At 35.6% G+C, this 16,618-nt stretch carries 16 protein-coding genes, 1 other RNA gene and 2 pseudogenes; 3 read left to right on the forward strand and 16 right to left on the reverse strand.

Annotated features, from left to right (window positions below):
* Positions 1-2: 2 nt before the first annotated feature.
* The 4 genes and pseudogenes from ACJ5H0_RS03860 to ACJ5H0_RS03875 form a co-directional block, all read right to left on the reverse strand.
* Positions 3-713: a DUF3667 domain-containing protein gene (locus tag ACJ5H0_RS03860; RefSeq protein WP_411247397.1), complete on the reverse strand. Its 711-nt coding sequence runs from the start codon at positions 711-713 to the stop codon at positions 3-5.
* A gap of 37 nt (positions 714-750) precedes the next feature.
* The gene (locus ACJ5H0_RS03865; RefSeq protein ID WP_411247400.1) at positions 751-1,143 is read right to left on the reverse strand and encodes a hypothetical protein; all 393 of its coding nucleotides are present in this window, start codon (positions 1,141-1,143) and stop codon (positions 751-753) included.
* A gap of 1 nt (position 1,144) precedes the next feature.
* Positions 1,145-2,096 (reverse strand): annotated as a pseudogene (locus ACJ5H0_RS03870) (glycosyltransferase family 2 protein).
* A 17-nt stretch (positions 2,097-2,113) separates the two neighbouring features.
* Positions 2,114-2,641 (reverse strand): DUF4199 domain-containing protein, encoded by a 528-nt coding sequence (locus ACJ5H0_RS03875; protein ID WP_411247403.1) that lies wholly within the window; start codon positions 2,639-2,641, stop codon positions 2,114-2,116.
* Positions 2,642-2,825: 184 nt separating this feature from the next.
* Here ACJ5H0_RS03875 and ffs point away from each other — a divergent pair.
* An RNA gene (gene ffs / locus ACJ5H0_RS03880) (signal recognition particle sRNA small type) lies at positions 2,826-2,923 on the forward strand.
* Positions 2,924-2,938: 15 nt separating this feature from the next.
* Here ffs and ACJ5H0_RS03885 read toward each other — a convergent pair.
* The 6 genes from ACJ5H0_RS03885 to gyrA form a co-directional block, all read right to left on the reverse strand.
* The gene (locus ACJ5H0_RS03885) at positions 2,939-3,625 is read right to left on the reverse strand and encodes a metal-dependent hydrolase (protein WP_411247407.1); all 687 of its coding nucleotides are present in this window, start codon (positions 3,623-3,625) and stop codon (positions 2,939-2,941) included.
* Between the two features lie 97 nt (positions 3,626-3,722).
* Positions 3,723-4,172, reverse strand: coding sequence for an SRPBCC family protein (locus ACJ5H0_RS03890; RefSeq protein WP_411247409.1), 450 nt, complete (start codon positions 4,170-4,172; stop codon positions 3,723-3,725).
* 17 nt (positions 4,173-4,189) lie between these two features.
* A complete protein-coding gene (gene menA / locus ACJ5H0_RS03895) occupies positions 4,190-5,116 on the reverse strand; it encodes a 1,4-dihydroxy-2-naphthoate octaprenyltransferase (protein WP_411247411.1) in 927 nt (308 codons plus the stop codon).
* A 67-nt stretch (positions 5,117-5,183) separates the two neighbouring features.
* A complete protein-coding gene (locus ACJ5H0_RS03900; RefSeq protein WP_172278400.1) occupies positions 5,184-6,020 on the reverse strand; it encodes a 1,4-dihydroxy-2-naphthoyl-CoA synthase in 837 nt (278 codons plus the stop codon).
* A 170-nt stretch (positions 6,021-6,190) separates the two neighbouring features.
* The gene (locus ACJ5H0_RS03905) at positions 6,191-7,216 is read right to left on the reverse strand and encodes a tetratricopeptide repeat protein (protein WP_411247413.1); all 1,026 of its coding nucleotides are present in this window, start codon (positions 7,214-7,216) and stop codon (positions 6,191-6,193) included.
* 24 nt (positions 7,217-7,240) lie between these two features.
* Positions 7,241-9,841: a DNA gyrase subunit A gene (gyrA, locus tag ACJ5H0_RS03910; protein ID WP_411247415.1), complete on the reverse strand. Its 2,601-nt coding sequence runs from the start codon at positions 9,839-9,841 to the stop codon at positions 7,241-7,243.
* 148 nt (positions 9,842-9,989) lie between these two features.
* Between gyrA and ACJ5H0_RS03915 the strand changes: the two genes are divergently transcribed.
* Positions 9,990-10,304 carry a DUF4286 family protein gene (locus ACJ5H0_RS03915; protein WP_172278406.1) on the forward strand — a complete coding sequence of 105 codons (315 nt, stop codon included), beginning with the start codon at positions 9,990-9,992 and terminating at the stop codon, positions 10,302-10,304.
* A gap of 368 nt (positions 10,305-10,672) precedes the next feature.
* Here the strand turns inward: ACJ5H0_RS03915 and ACJ5H0_RS03920 are convergent, their stop codons facing one another.
* From ACJ5H0_RS03920 to ACJ5H0_RS03930, 3 genes are all read right to left on the reverse strand, one after another.
* Positions 10,673-10,861 (reverse strand): hypothetical protein, encoded by a 189-nt coding sequence (locus ACJ5H0_RS03920; RefSeq protein WP_411247418.1) that lies wholly within the window; start codon positions 10,859-10,861, stop codon positions 10,673-10,675.
* Between the two features lie 134 nt (positions 10,862-10,995).
* A complete protein-coding gene (locus tag ACJ5H0_RS03925; RefSeq protein WP_273648168.1) occupies positions 10,996-11,496 on the reverse strand; it encodes a GNAT family N-acetyltransferase in 501 nt (166 codons plus the stop codon).
* A gap of 4 nt (positions 11,497-11,500) precedes the next feature.
* The gene (locus ACJ5H0_RS03930) at positions 11,501-12,013 is read right to left on the reverse strand and encodes a DUF421 domain-containing protein (RefSeq protein ID WP_172278412.1); all 513 of its coding nucleotides are present in this window, start codon (positions 12,011-12,013) and stop codon (positions 11,501-11,503) included.
* A gap of 143 nt (positions 12,014-12,156) precedes the next feature.
* Here ACJ5H0_RS03930 and ACJ5H0_RS03935 point away from each other — a divergent pair, with 143 nt between their 5' ends.
* Entirely contained in the window at positions 12,157-12,696 is a 540-nt protein-coding gene (locus ACJ5H0_RS03935; protein WP_172278414.1) for a hypothetical protein, read from the forward strand.
* Between the two features lie 35 nt (positions 12,697-12,731).
* Here ACJ5H0_RS03935 and ACJ5H0_RS03940 read toward each other — a convergent pair whose 3' ends face one another.
* The 3 genes and pseudogenes from ACJ5H0_RS03940 to uvrA all read right to left on the reverse strand — a co-directional run.
* On the reverse strand, positions 12,732-12,866 hold the full coding sequence (locus ACJ5H0_RS03940; RefSeq protein WP_172278416.1) for a bacteriocin-like protein: 135 nt from the start codon (positions 12,864-12,866) through the stop codon (positions 12,732-12,734).
* Between the two features lie 125 nt (positions 12,867-12,991).
* Positions 12,992-13,387: a hypothetical protein gene (locus tag ACJ5H0_RS03945; protein WP_172278418.1), complete on the reverse strand. Its 396-nt coding sequence runs from the start codon at positions 13,385-13,387 to the stop codon at positions 12,992-12,994.
* Between the two features lie 359 nt (positions 13,388-13,746).
* Positions 13,747-16,566, reverse strand: a pseudogene (uvrA, locus tag ACJ5H0_RS03950) (excinuclease ABC subunit UvrA); the annotation flags it as partial.
* Positions 16,567-16,618 lie beyond the last annotated feature (52 nt).

Consider the following 16,618-nt stretch of genomic DNA (forward strand, 5'->3'; position numbering starts at 1 on the left):
ACTTAAAATATTTTATATAAAACAGAAATTATTGCAAGACTTTCTATTCCCATTACCACATAAAGAATTGATACTCTCACCATTAAACCTGGTTTTGAGTATGATTTTTTAAAAGCATTCCAATAAGTGATTGCAGGAAAGAGAATAAAAAGAACGAATAAAATTTTATCAGCAATATCAGTAATTTTTGATAAAGGCTTCCATAAACCCATAAAACTTACGATATCATCTAGCAAAAATATAACTAAAATTCCTAAAAGACTTACTGTTCCAAGGATAAAATGCTCTCCAAGATTCAATTTTACCTTTTTAAAAATAAAAAAAGCGTTAACTGCGAGCATTGGGATAATAATAAAGAGGATTGTTTTGGAGTATCTTGCAAAAAAAGTCCTTACTTCAGAAGATTCAGGAATTGCTTCTTTCGTTGCAAATTTTTCGTAAAAATGTAAGGTCAGTACATTAAAGCTAAAAAGAATCAGCAACAACGAAATAAAGTTGTAATATCTGATTCTTTTTCCTGCTATATAATCCATTGCTGTTTTTCCGGGCCGAAACAAAATACTCTTTATTGTTTTGAAAAAACGGGTTTCTACATGCCAGATGGATCCTAAGATGTCATTTTTAATAAGTGAGATATGAGTTATTCTTGTTGTGTCGGTCTTCTGTCCGCAATGAGCACAAAACTCACCGGAGATTGTATAACCGCAGTTCAAACAACTCTTCTTATTCATGGAAAAATATCACATTATATTAAGTATTTTCAAGTGATCCAGCATAAATAATTAAGCCAACAAAAGATACTGTTATGATAGCTGCAATGATCAAAGGCTTCCAAATCTCTTTTTTAGGATAATGTTCTTCATCCGGAAAATAGTTGGGAACGAAATAATATGAGAGCAAACCTCCTCCAGCGGCACCAAAGACATAAGCAAGTGAGCTTTTCGGTTCTTCCGGAATATTTACTATAACTATAGTTACTATTGTTATTAAAATGGAAAGACCCAATACAATATAAGCCTCTCTTTTCTTCTTAATATCAATTAAATTCTGATATAATAAAATACCCCCAAAAAGAGTTGACATCAAAACAGAAAAACCGAAAATGGCCTTTTTAGAATATATTTTTGGCAGATTATTTTCCATACTATATCACTTCATCAATATTGTAGTTCTTATGTTCTCTATTAGTCCTGATGATCATTTCTCCTAAGAAGCCGGCAATAAAAAGCAATGTTCCCATAATCATCATGGTTAAAGCAATAAAGAACCATGGATTATTGGTAATCAGGTGGCCGTAAATTCCCCTGGAGACATCAATTAATTTCGAAACACCCAGCCAAAATGCCGAAAGGAATCCAAAAATAAACATAGTGGTTCCCACCGCTCCAAAAAAAATGCATAGGTCTTCCTCCGAAACGGCTTACAAACCAAAGTGTTACTAAATCCAGAAATCCCCGAATAAACCTTTCGGTACCAAATTTGGAAGTCCCGTAAGGCCGGGCCTGATGACGGACTTCTTTTTCCGTAATCCTTTTGAATCCTGCATTCGCAGCCAGAACTGGAATGTATCGATGCATATCTCCATATACATCAATAGATTTAACGACCTGTTTTTTATATGCCTTCAAACCACAATTGAAATCGTGCAGCTCCACTCCTGAAACTTTTCTAGCAGCAGCATTGAAAAGTTTAGACGGAACATTTTTGGTCATTACATTGTCAAATCGTTTCTTTTTCCACCCTGAAACAATGTCGTAATTATCTTCAACGACCATTTTATAAAGATCAGGAATCTCTTCAGGAAAATCCTGTAAATCAGCATCCATTGTAATGATCACATCTCCGTGTGCTCGTTCAAACGCTGCATGCAATGCCTGAGATTTCCCATAATTTCTGGAAAATTTAATTCCATGAATCTGTGGATGCTGTACCTTGAGATTTTCGATAATGCTCCAGGACAAATCCGTACTTCCATCATCTACAAACCAGATTTCATAGGATAAATTGTTCGTTGCACAAACCAGATCAATCCTTGAAAACAGCTCTTCAAGAGAGTCTTCTTCATTAAGTAGCGGAATAATTATAGATAAGTTCATTTAATTTTTATAAAGATTTATTGATGAATCGTTTTTGTTCTGAAAAACGCTCCGAAAAACAGGGACAAAACTACGTAAAATATAAGAATTGCTGCAAAATATCCTGAAAAATGACTTGCAGTAAGCATATCTTTTCCTTTTACAGCTTGTGGAGAAAAGCTTTGACTTCTCTCTTTGTATTTTTGATCTAATTCATCAATGTCTTTCTGATGTTTCAAAATCTTTCCTGCAGACTGATATTCAGAATCTAATTCAGATTTTTGTCTTTCAACATACTGGTAATTTAACAGTTTTTTAGCATCTGTATCAACAAAATTCAGGAACAGGTAAATGCTAAATATGGAAAGAATTCCACCAATAAACATGGGCACAAAAGATCTCTTGAAAGCTTCTCTGAAACCCATTTTATGGGTGTTCCAACGTGATTTAACAGACCAGAATGCTCCCCCTGCATAAATAACAGGCAATACGAAAGCATTGATTTTGAGGGATGTATCAAAATAATGAATTCCTGAGAAGAAGTAGTATGCTACAAAAAAAAACAATCATTGTAGCGATAAATAGTATAATTCCTATAGTGGATGGACTTTTCGTCATATTCTTATTTTTAGAAAAATTTCAGAAAAATTATTACCCTAAATTTCAGCAATTTAGCACCAGTAAAGCTTTTTTTCGTTCATTTTTCTGTAATATTATTTTCAAATTTATAATTAATTCCTATCTTTGCACCGGCAAGTCCTACACAACCAGCTCCTGAGAATCCTCCAGGGTGGGAACACAGCAAAGGTAATCGGTCGTAGCGGTGTGATGTAGGTAGCTTGCCATTTTTTATTTCCCTTAGTTTAAAATTCAAACTCCTCTCCCAATTTCGGTAAAACAAGCTCTACATTTTTATCACTAAAATGTTTTAAGGCACTTTCATGATTTATTTCAATAGCCGGGAAAGTATCAAAATGACATCCTATTACTTTTGGTGTTTTTAGCAATTCAGATGCTGCAAAGGCCGCTTTTCTCGGGCACATTGTATAATGGCTTCCAATTGGTAAAATGGACAAATCAATATTTCCGTAAAGCCTTGGAAATAATTCCATATCTGCCATTACCCCTGTATCCCCTGCCAGATAAATATTCTTACCTTCAGGTAATCTGAAAATATATCCCACAGGAACACCTCCATAGCTTCCATCAGGGAAAGAACTAGTATGGTGAGCCGGAACCATGGAAATTTTAAGATCGTCGATTTTTGCCGATCCTCCTAAGTTCACATCATCTTTGTTTTTTGCAGCCTTGAAGTATCCACACACTTCAGGCACCCCGATAACGGTAGCTTCTGGATGATATTCCAAAACTTCCGCCACATCTGCTATATGATCACCATGAGCGTGGGTCAGCAGGATATAATCGATTTTCTGGGCAGAAATATCAAATCCGGACTCTGCTTTTTTATAATTATAAAAAGGATCACTTAAAATAGTCTTATCCTTGTATGTGAACAAAAAACAATTTTGTCCTAAGAATTGTATTTTCATTTTGATTTTATTTTAATTATGTTAAATATAATTGTCAAGTATTTCTAAATAATGTTTCAAAGATTTGTTGATATTTAATAAACAAAGAATACATTACTTATTTTTGGGGAAATTTATCTTCAATCAGCCTGAGGTTAATGCCATGTTCCAGATATGCTTTACAACCGTCTAAAACTGTCGTAAAACCACCCGTATTATCATTAATTGTCTTTAAAAGATCTTCACCTGTCTGGGTAAATCCATAGCTTTTAATCACAACTAAAGTCCCTTTTTCCATTTCTTTGAATTCATAATCCACATTAGATGAAGGATCACCCCATTCTGTTTTGATAAGATGATTGGGAATGATTTTATGAACAGTGACATTATTTTTCACTCCATACATTTCCCATTCCCAGGTAATTGTTTTACCTTCTTCAAGTCTTCCGCTCGATTTTGTAAACCAAAATTGAGTGGTTAGTTCAGGATTGATAAATGCTTCAAACACCTCTTGAACAGGTTTTCTGATAAGCATTTGAGCTTCAACGAATGCAGGAGAATTACTCATACTGATAATTTGTTTAGTTAAAAAAAATTAAGTCCGATTGCTGTCAGTACAGCCATAGTAAACGTCAGGATACCCACTTGTTTCAAATACTGATCAAGTTCTTTAGGCTCCTTTACAGACATTATTTTCCTTCTCAGTTTAGCAAACGGGATTAACAGGATCATTACAATGAATACATAGTAATTTTGCGACTGTATGAAACCGTTTATCCCTAAAAAGATAAGGATTAAAATCAGAGGAAGCTGCAAAAGGATCATCTCATAAATCATTGCATGTCTGAAACCTAATCTTAAGGCAAAGCTGTTCTTCCCAGATAATCGATCCGTTTCAATATCCCTCATATTATTAAGATTTAAAACAGCCATACTCATCATTCCAACTGCCGTTCCCGGCAATAAGATATCCCAGCTGAATGTTTTTGTAAACAGAAAATAACTTCCGCAAACAGAAACCAAACCAAAAAAGATAAATACAAAAACGTCTCCCAATCCCATATACCCGTAAGGTTTCTTACCTACAGTATAGCCGATTGCCGCTAAAATACTTGCAACTCCCAGACCTATAAAAATGTAAAACTCATTCATATAATCGGGAATAAAAGCAACGTACAGCAAAACAACAGTTGCTATAAAGGACAAGGTTGAAAATAAGATCACTGCATTTTTCATTTGCTTTGCTGTAATCTTTCCTGAAGCTACTGCTCGACTTTCGGCCTCACTGATTCTTTTTGCATCTGTCCCTTTTACGCCGTCACCATAATCATTGGCATAGTTTGATAAGATCTGATACAGAAGGGTTACCAGCAGGGCTAAAGCAAAAATCTTCCAATCCCAGGTCCCTCCTTCACCGTATAATTTCCATTTTGCAATGAAACTACCCATAATAATTCCGCTCAAAGAAAGCGGTAAAGTTCTTAGCCTTGCGGCTTTTATCCAATCTTTCATAGTTATAATTGATAAGCGATAATTGATAAATGATACCGTGATCATTTATCAACTATCATTTATATTTTTATGATATCCATTGATTTTCCCCGAAGTCAGGTTTTCTTTTTTCCAGGAATGCATTTCTGCCTTCCTGAGCTTCTTCAGTCATATAAGCCAAACGGGTAGCTTCTCCTGCAAAAACCTGTTGTCCCACCATTCCATCGTCAGTTAAGTTCATTGCGAATTTCAGCATTCTGATGGAAGTCGGAGATTTGGCTAAAATTTCCTGTGCCCACTCATAAGCTGTATCTTCTAATTCTTCATGTGGAATAACGGCATTCACCATTCCCATCTCCAAAGCTTCCTGGGCAGAATAGTTTCTTCCTAAAAAGAAAATTTCACGGGCCTTTTTCTGGCCTACCATTTTTGCAAGATATGCAGAACCATAACCACCATCGAAGCTTGTAACGTCAGCATCCGTTTGTTTGAAAATAGCATGTTCCTTACTAGCTAGCGTGAGATCACAAACCACATGAAGCGAATGTCCTCCACCTACTGCCCAACCCGGAACAACGGCAATTACTACTTTAGGCATAAAACGGATTAAACGCTGAACTTCTAAGATATTCAGACGATGTCTTCCATCTTCACCTACATACCCTTGATGTCCTCTTGCTTTTTGGTCTCCTCCACTACAGAAAGCCCATCCTCCGTCTTTAGGACTCGGTCCTTCTCCTGAAAGCAAAACAACACCTATTGAAGAGTCTTCATAAGCGTCATAAAAAGCATCATATAATTCTGAAGTTGTCTTAGGTCTGAAAGCATTACGAACCTCCGGTCTGTTGAAAGCAATTCGAGCTACACCATTGCATTTTTTATAGGTAATATCTTCGTATTCTTTAGCGGTTTTCCACTCAATCATCTTGTAAAAATTTTTCTCAAAGATACGGAATTGCAAAGAATTTTAACGTTCCAAAAACAAGGATTATCATGTAAAAAAACATAGAAACTGAGGAAGCTCATTTTCGGATTAAAAAACAAAAACCGAAACAATTTTGTTTCGGTTTTCTATATCAATTCTTTTAAAGAATATTATTTAGCTTTTCCCTGAAGTTCAGCTTCTTTAGCTTTCATTTCAGCCATCTTAGCCTGATTCTTAGTAATGCTGTAAATCTCCTTCAGCATAGTAACCGCATTTGCATCATTAGGAAGAGCCTTATACCAGCTTTCAGCATAAGGTAAAGCTTTGTTAAATCTTTCTTTTCTGGCTTCAATAAGCTTCGTTGCATCATCCGGCTTAGTTTTTCTAAGCGTGTTGATTTCATTTACCGCTTTATCATCTTCTCCGATTATTGTATACACTAAGTTTTGATAAGCATTGGCAAAATCAGGCTTCAACTCAATTGCTTTTTTGAAAGAAGCTTCAGCATCTGCACCGGTAGCAGGATTTTTAGATTGCATAACTCCTAAATTATACCAGTTGGTAGCATCATTAGGATTTTTAGCCAACTGCTCTTTTAAAGTAGCCACAAATTTATCTGTATTTCCTGACTGATAATAAGCTGTACTTTGGAAGTCTTTCAGCTTAGCATTATTAGGAAATTTAGCTAATCCTTTTTCAATGATAGCTACAGCCTCGTCATTCTTTTTGGCATTTAAAAGCAATGTAGATAAAGTCTCATATAAATCAGGCTCTACACTTGGAGTTTGCTCTGTTTTGAAGTCTGAATAATCTGAAGATTTTTTCAGCATCTCCCAAGTTCCTTTATCATAAGTAGCAACCTGACCTGTTTTTTTATCTTTTGCCGTATAGTTGGTCTGAACTCCTGTATATCCTGAATTGATCAATTCAGTATAGATCTTAATGGCTTCATCAACGTTGTTAGCCAAAGCATAGTTAAGTCCTGCATAATACATATACACTTTATCATCTTGGCCATTCGTTTTTAACAGGTTATAAACCTCTAAAAACTTAGGAGCCGCAACAGCATAGTTTTTCGCATTATATGCATCCATAGCTGCTTTGTTAGCATCTTGTAGCTGAGCATTTACATCCTTCTTCTGTCCGAAAACAAAAGCTGAAGAAATAATCGCTATACTTAAAATTAGCTTTTTCATAATCAGAATTTATTTTATTTACATTTATTCTTCAGAATCTGAATCTCCGTTTTCATCTGCAGACTCTTCATTTTCCGAATTATTTTCTAATTGTGGTGTTACATTTGCATCTGCATCGCTGCTTTGTGTAGATTCTGCTCCTTCTTCTCCTTCCTCCAACTCTTCTTCTACATCCTTATCCATCTCCACTTTTGCAATCGCCGCAATTTCATCATTTTTCTTAAGGTTGATCATTCTAACCCCTTGTGTATTTCTACCCATAACCCTCATTTCATCCATATTCATACGAATAGCAACACCGGATTTATTGATGATCATCAAGCCATCTTCATCCGTTACATTCTGGATGGCAATAAGATTTCCTGTTTTTTCGGTAATGTTTAGCGTAATAACTCCTTTTCCTCCTCTGTTGGTAATTCTGTAATCTTCTACAGCAGTTCTTTTACCATAACCCTTTTCAGAAACCACTAAAACGGTTTCATTCTCTACATCGTTCACAACAATCATACCAATTACCTCGTCATTATCTTCCATGGTAATACCACGAACCCCGATAGATCCTCTACCTACCTCTCTTACTTTTTCTTCCGGGAAGCGGATACATTTACCATTTTTAGTAGCAATCATGATCTGAGAAGTTCCGTTCGTAAGCCATGCTCCTAACAATTGGTCATTGTCTCTGATTTCAATAGCATTAATACCATTAACTCTTGGTCTTGAATAAGCTTCAAGAGATGTCTTCTTGATCGTACCGTTCTTAGTGATCATAACCACACTCATCTGATTGATGTATTCAGCATCTTTCAGATCATTGGTTCTGATATATGCTTTGATCTTATCATCCGGTTCGATATTGATAAGGTTTTGTACAGCTCTTCCTTTTGCCGTTTTAGAACCTTCAGGAATTTCAAATACCCTTAACCAATAACATCTTCCTTTTTCTGTAAAGAACAACATATACTGGTGATTGGTCGCAGAAACAATATATTCAAGGAAATCTTCATCTCTTGTTGTTGCCGCTCTGTTTCCTACACCACCCCTGCTCTGGATCTTATATTCTGACAGGGAAGTCCTCTTGATATATCCTGCGTGAGAAATAGTAAGAACTACCGCTTCATTAGGAATAATGTCTTCAATTGACATTTCACCTCCTGAATAATCGATTTCAGTTCTTCTTTCATCACCATATTTTTCTTTTACTTCAAGTAATTCCTCTTTAATGATTTCAAACCTTCTGCTTTCGTTAGCAAGGATATCTTCTAAATTCAGAATTTCTTTCATGATCGCGTCATACTCATCACGGATCTTATCCAGTTCCATTCCCGTTAAACGAGCCAAACGCAGATCAAGAATTGCCTGGGCCTGGATTTCAGAAAGATCAAACTCCTGAATCAATCCTTCCTTAGCAGCCTGTGGGTTTACACTGTGACGGATGATAGAAATTGCCTTATCCAGAGAGTCCTGCGTACCGATCACCTTCATAAATCCTTCAAGGATATGTGCTCTTTCTTTGGCTTTTTTAAGCTCAAACTGAGTTCTTCTTATAACAACATCATGTCTGTGCTCTACAAAGTGATGGATAATATCCTTTAAGTTTAATTGTTCCGGTCTTCCGTGTACCAAAGCAATATTGTTGACACTGAAAGATGTCTGAAGTGAAGTATATTTATATAATAAATTCAATACAACATTCGGAATCGCATCATTTTTCAGCTCATATACAATACGAAGTCCGGTTCTGTCGGACTCATCTCTTATCTCATAAATCCCTGGAATTTTCTCATCTTTAACCAGCTCAGCTGTCCGGGCAATCATTTCAGCTTTGTTTACCTGATATGGAATTTCAGTTACGATAATAGCATTTCTGTTTCCTATCTCTTCGAAATTAACTTTTGCTCTAAGAACTACCCTTCCTCTTCCAGTATGGAATGCATCTCTTACTCCATCGTATCCATAAATAATTCCTCCTGTTGGAAAATCCGGAGCAACGATGTGCTGCATCAGCTCATCTATGGTAATCTCTTTATTATCGATGTAAGCAACAATAGCATTAACAGACTCAGACAGGTTATGCGGAGCCATGTTGGTTGCCATACCTACAGCAATACCGGAAGTTCCGTTAACTAAAAGATTAGGGATTTTAGTAGGCATTACAGTAGGTTCCTGTAAGCTGTCATCAAAGTTATTCTGAAAATCAACTGTTTCTTTGTCAAGATCAGCAAGAACGTCGTCAGAGATTTTTTTCAATCTTGCCTCAGTATAACGCATTGCTGCAGGTGGATCTCCATCCATTGAACCGAAGTTCCCCTGACCATCAACCTGTGGATAACGTAAACTCCAGGATTGCGCCATTCTTACCATTGCATCGTATACAGAAGAGTCTCCGTGAGGGTGGTATTTACCTAAAACATCCCCAACAATTCTCGCAGATTTTAAGTATTTTCTATTAGAAAAAACCCCTAATCCATACATACCATAAAGCACTCTTCTATGAACGGGTTTTAAGCCATCTCTTACGTCAGGTAACGCCCTTGAAACGATAACCGACATCGAATAATCGATATAAGATGACTTCATTTCATCAACAATGTTGATAGGAATTAGTCTTTCTCCTTCTTTTTGCATAAACAAATTTTATTATAATGACAGTCAGACTTTTAGCTGTGAGTCTGAAAATTATTTATTTTGGTTTTTTAATAACGGGCTAATTTACGAAATTTTTACCGATTTTTGTGGTAGAATTTATCCACAAAATCTTAAAAATTCTTAAAATATGAGCCTATTAAGTATAACTTTCCACTGCACAAAAAATAATCTTGAAGAGTGGGAAAATTATATGGATGAGACATTGGTTTTAATGACTGAAAATCTTATGGATGTAAACAAATATATTCTTTCTGAGATCGAAAGTGATTATATCGATGAAGGGAAGAATTATAATCTCTTGCTGATCTTTGATAATGATGAGCTTCGGACAGATTTTATCGAGAGTGAGCTCTTAAACATTAGAGAAAGAGTTGAAAAACAGTTCGGGCAAGAGGTCATGATATTCAATACTTTCTTGAACCCCAAAAAAACAAGAATGTAATCATAAAAAGAGCTCTGAAATCTCAGAGCTTTTTTGTTGTATTAAAATTAATTATAAATCTCTTTCATTACCTCGGATGATGCGGAGGTCCATGTGGTCTTGGCGGTGGAGGTGGATGATGCAGACAAGAAGTCAGCAGGAAAACCAACGCCAGTATGCCGATAGTTTTAGTCAGGGTTTTCATATTTTTTCTTTTTATGATTACCATAACAACAACAATCTGGATGCCAGATATTTACTTTATACATAATAAATTCTAAAACACCTTATAAATTAAAAACCCTGCTTTTCCAGGGTTTTAATTTTTCAAGAGATCTTAATCTCTGTGATGTTTTTTATGTTTCTTGTGTCCTCGTCCTCTATCATCATCATATTCGTAATAGTACACTCTTTTTTTTAACCTGGCCCGGTGCATAGTATCTTGCACTTCCGCCATACACTTTCTTAGCTTGGCCCGGAGGTAATCCTCTCCTTCCATGGTGGTATTCCTGCACTGTACAGCTACTTAGCATTAAAGTCAAAGAAACCACACCTAGCATTTTTATCAAACCGTTCATATTTTCATTGTTTCGAATTTCGAAATGTATATAAACAAGGTTGATGCCAAAAGCAAAAAGAAGTTAGAGGTTAGAGGTTAGAGGACAAAGTTAAAGTTTAGGAATGCGTTGCCGTTTTTTAAAGCGGACACTGCCTAATCAAACCCAACTGTCTCACTTCTCTTTTCAAGCATGACAAGATCTTTCCACTCTCCATTGAGCTTTCCCACTTTTTTACGAACTCCCACTGTTCTGAATCCATTCTTCTGATGAAATTTTATAGAAGCTTCATTTTCCGGAAATATATTAGACTGTAAAGTCCAGAATCCATGATATTCACTATCCAGAATCATCTTTTTAAGCAGCACAGATCCCAGCCCTTTTCCCTGGTACTGATTATCAAAATAAATACTCACCTCAGCAACACCTTTAAAACATTCTCTTTTACTCACAGGCTTCAAAGCCGCCCATCCTACTACTTCATTATTTTCATTCTCCAATATCCACCTGCAATCATTGAAAAATTCCGTATTCCAAACTTCTCTGTTAGGAGCCTCTGTCTCAAAAGTGGCAATCCCACCATCAATTCCCTGTTGAAATATTTCTAATACACGTACTTCGTCACTGGGAAGCATTTCTCTGATCTCGTAGTTCATTTTATTACTGATATTTTCTTTTATTTTTTCTTTTTATCCTCGAATAATGAGTCTGCTTTGTCTGGTTATCTTCCGAAACAACACTGATATTCCCATCCACTTCCAGAATCGATAACCTTACATCTTCTATTCTTTCTACTCCATGCTCCCTGATCGCTTCCTCCAGCTCATCTTTGGTAATTTTTACTGTATTTAAAGCTTTTTCATCGATCTTACCATCCTTTACCAGGATTACAGGATTTTCTTCCATAAACGTTTCAAAAGAACGGTTAGAAAACATTAATCTTTTTAGTATAAAATTGGCGGCAAAAAGAACAAGTGCAGCAATGAGACCACCTTGCAAGGAAGTATCCTGACCCACCATTGCATTTTGCACTGCATTGGAGATTAATAATAACAAGACTACATCTCCCGCGTTAAGCTGAGATAGCTGATTTTTGCCGAACAGACGGATCGCTACGACCATAAACAGGTATACGCAAAGCGAACGGACTACAACATCTAGGATAGGATTCACCAATTATATTTATATCTATCAAATGTATAAATTTTTATGATTCTGAGGAGTATTTTTTAATAGAGTCCTATCAAATTCAATTATGAAAAATTATAAAAGATTGGCATAAAGTTTGAGCATCTGTTAGCATCAAACACAATATTATGAAACGACTGCTTTTTTTCCTATCTCTACTGCTACTTTTTAACAGCTGTGTAACAAGCAAAAGCAGCAATGAAAAGGAAATAACAGCTAAAATCGACCAACTCTATAAATATACTTCACCGTCCAATTCTACTTCTTCAAAGGAACTTTTTTCTCCTGATCTAAAAAATATACTTGATCAAGCAAACAGGATAGCTGATGCGGATGCCCAAAGAATAAAAAACAGCAACTATCCCACTGATAAACCTGCAGCAGTAGAAAGCTTTATTTTCACAGGAGTACCTGATGCTACAAATCAAAAAATAAAAAGCATAAATGTAACCGGAAATACAGCAGAAGCCATCGTGGAAATGGAAATCAGTGAATATAAAGCAGACGATAAAATATATCCTACTCTGGTTTGGGAAAATACAATTCAACTGATCAATGATAAGGGCTGGAAAATTGACAATATCATTTTTACTCAAAGGTCTACCCTCAAAGAGCAACTCAAGGCTTTTATTATCGAAACAAAAAAGGCCCTGTGCTATAACAAATAAAAAAGCTGCTTGACGAAGCAGCTTTTTTTTTTATTTTAAGGACACTGAGCGATTGGAACTTCGCTACATACTGTCTTATTCAATCTTTCACAGTATACGCAGTATTTTTTAGGTTCTCCGCCATACACTGATTTTAATTCTTCCTTGTTAAGTTTCTTTAAATTTCTCATACTTTTTAATTTTAATGTTTGGTAAATTTAAAACGAAGAACAAATTAATTTATTACAGTTTTTTGCAGAAAATTTTCACTATTTACACTTAAAAACTATCAAAACTTCTTTTATGAAAAGATTTATTACCTGTTATCAATCTCAACTGTTACAGGCATTACATAGGTATAAGCAATAATGTTGTTATTAAAATCTTTACGATTTATTTTCAGATTCGTTAAAACATTTTCAATCTCTTTACTTACGTTCTTGCAATCACCTGTTGAGTGTACATTCACAATTTTTCCATTTTCTGTAATATCAAATTTCACTTCTGAATTCACAACACCTTGTTTATATTCATAATTAGTAAAGTCGAAATTATTGATAAGCTCTTTTCGTATTTTATTGAACGTATCATTTTTGCTCAGCTGAATTTCAGGAATGACATTACCATCTGTAGTCTGTGCTTTTAAAGTGCTCAATGAAACAAATCCTATAATGGACAGGAATAGGGCACCTATTTGAATTTTATTTTTCATAACTAATTGATTTTAAATATTGTAATATTCCATTTATAATTGCTACTCTAAGTTATTAAAAATAATTCATATTCAGTTCATATTTAATTAACATTCAGTTAATATTAAAACATAAAACACTAAATAACAGATATTTAAATAGATTAACCATGTGAAAATTTAATATTGGAGTTGAGAAAACCACCTTTTTATACCCTATTTTATCGAAATCTTTCCTATCCAATTGGCTTTGATAATCAAGAATCTTTTAGATTTAGGAATAAAAGAGAGGATAGTACACTATCCTCTCTTTATAAAATGAATTCCGTAATTAAAATATCTATTCCAATGAAGTATAAATATTGGATACCTATAGTTCTTTTTTTCAGAAATTTACCGGTCAAACTTTTCTTAGACCTCACGATTTCTTCCGGAGTTCCCTGGGCAACAATCTGTCCGCCATGCTTTCCTCCTTCAGGTCCCACATCAATAATATGGTCGGCCAATTTGATTACATCCATATTGTGTTCAATAATAATGAATGAATTTCCGAGTTCTACCAATTGATTGATCGCATCCATCAAAATTTTAACATCTTCAAAGTGCAGACCCGTGGTAGGCTCATCAAGAATATAGAGTGTATTTCCGGTTTGCCTTTTGGCAAGCTCAGTAGCCAGTTTAATACGCTGGGCTTCTCCTCCTGATAGTGTAGTTGATTGCTGTCCCATTGTAATATACCCTAAACCTACATCCTGTAAAGTTTTAACTTTACTGTAGATCTTAGGAATAGGTTGGAAAAACTCTACTGCTTCATCAATTGTCATATCTAGTACATCAGAAATTGATTTACCTTTATAACGGACTTCAAGGGTTTCCCTGTTGAATCTTTTCCCATTACATGTTTCACAGTGTACATACACATCCGGAAGGAAGTTCATTTCAATTACTTTCAATCCACCTCCCTGACATGTTTCACATCTTCCACCTTTTACATTGAAAGAAAATCTTCCCGGCTTGTAACCGCGAATCTTACTTTCCGGAAGCTCTGCAAAAAGATTTCTGATATCAGTAAACATTCCAGTATAAGTTGCTGGATTGGATCTCGGAGTCCTTCCAATCGGAGCTTGATCTACATCTACTATTTTATCAATATTCTCAAGCCCTTCTATTTTTTTGTATGGCAAAGGTTCCTGAACCGCTCTGTAAAAATGCTTGTTCAATATAGGATATAATGTTCCGTTAATCAGAGAAGACTTACCACTTCCCGAAATTCCTGTTACCACCACAAGCTTTCCTAAAGGAATATTGAGATTTACATTTTTAAGGTTGTTTCCTGTAGCTCCTTTTAAAACGATGCTCTTACCATTTCCAGATCTTCTTTCGGCTGGTATTTCGATTTTTCTTTTCCCATTAATATAATCCGCTGTGATAGTGTCTGCTTTCAAAAGATCTTTAGGTTTTCCCTGCCATAGAATTTCACCTCCAAACTTCCCGGCCCTAGGACCAATATCCAGAACCTCATCCGCTTCAAGGATCATATCTTTATCGTGCTCTACCACTAAAACAGAGTTTCCGATATCTCTCAGGTTCTTCAATGAATTGATCAGCCTCTCATTATCTCTTTGGTGAAGTCCGATACTGGGTTCATCCAGAATATAAAGAACATTAACCAATTGAGAACCGATCTGTGTAGCGAGACGGATCCTTTGGGATTCTCCCCCTGAAAGCGTTTTTGAGCTTCTGCTTAAGCTTAAATAGTCTAATCCCACATCCAGCAAAAACTGAAGCCTGGTTTCGATTTCTTTTAAGATTTCGTAAGCAATAATTTTATTTTTTTCTGAGAATTTATCTTTAACATCATGGAGCCAATCTTTCAGATCAGCCAAACTCAATCCATTAACCTCAGCAATATTTTTACCATCAATTTTAAAGCTCAGACTTGTTGGCTGCAGGCGGGTTCCGTTACATTCAGGACATGTTTCCTCAGTAGTAAAATGTCTTTCCAATAAAACCCCTTCATAAGATTCTTTTTCATCAATAATTTCTTCCATAAAAGGAATCAATCCATCAAAATTAATCTTTATCTTTTTAGTGATCCCTGCATATTTAAGGTCTTTGTTAAATTCTTTATGACATCCATAATATATATATTCCAAAGCTTCTTCAGGAATATCCTTCATGGGAGTTGTAAGACCTAAACCAAATATCTCCAGGATATTTTTAATCTGTGCTAAAATCCATTTATTCGATTTAATATCTTCTAAAGGCAACAGACCTCCCTGATTAATGGATAATTTAGGGTTTTCCACAAAATAATCCGTATTAATCTTTTTAATAGTACCAAGACCTTTACAGTCCGGGCAGCTTCCTTTCGGCGAGTTGAAGGAGAATGTGTTGGGTTCAGGCAATGCTAATGAATGTCCTGTTTCTGCATCCATTAAGTTTTTTGAAAAGTACTCAATTTCCGTACTTCCTAATTTTTGAATTCCGATAATTCCCTCTCCCATCTCCATAGCAGTTCTGAGTGACTTCTCCATTCTGCTTTCAGATGCATTTTCTCCAATGATCCAACGGTCAATAACGATATCAATATCGTGTGTCTTATAACGATCAAGCTTTAGATCATATTCAATATCCTGTAGTTCACCATCAATTCTTGCCTGCCCATACCCTTTTTTCGCCATCTGTACGAAAAGCTCATGATAATGCCCTTTTCTTGAACGGACTACAGGGGCCATAAGCATGATCTTTTCCCCTTTATAGTTTTCTTTAATAGTTTCAAGAATCTGATCTTCCGTATAGCTAACCAATTTTTTTCCTGTAGAAAGGGAATAGGCGTCAGAAACCCTTGCATATAACAGACGAAGGAAATCATACAATTCCGTAACCGTTCCTACTGTAGATCTTGGGTTTTTATTTGTTGTTTTCTGCTCGATAGCAATTACGGGAGATAATCCTTCTATCTTATCGACATCAGGACGTTCCAATCCTCCCAAAAATTGTCGTGCATAAGCAGAAAATGTTTCTATATAACGACGCTGGCCTTCTGCAAAAATGGTATCAAAAGCCAATGAAGATTTTCCACTACCGGAAAGCCCCGTAATAACCACTAATTCATTGCGTGGAATTTTGACATTGATATTTTTAAGGTTGTGCTCGCGTGCGCCGTAAATTTCTATATATTCTGTTGATTTACTCATAATTTGGCGTGACTTTACCTGAAAATCACAATGTGCAAAATTACGGAATTTT

Origin of the sequence: Chryseobacterium proteolyticum (assembly GCF_046591535.1) — a bacterium.
Classification (GTDB): Bacteria; Bacteroidota; Bacteroidia; order Flavobacteriales; family Weeksellaceae; genus Chryseobacterium; species Chryseobacterium proteolyticum.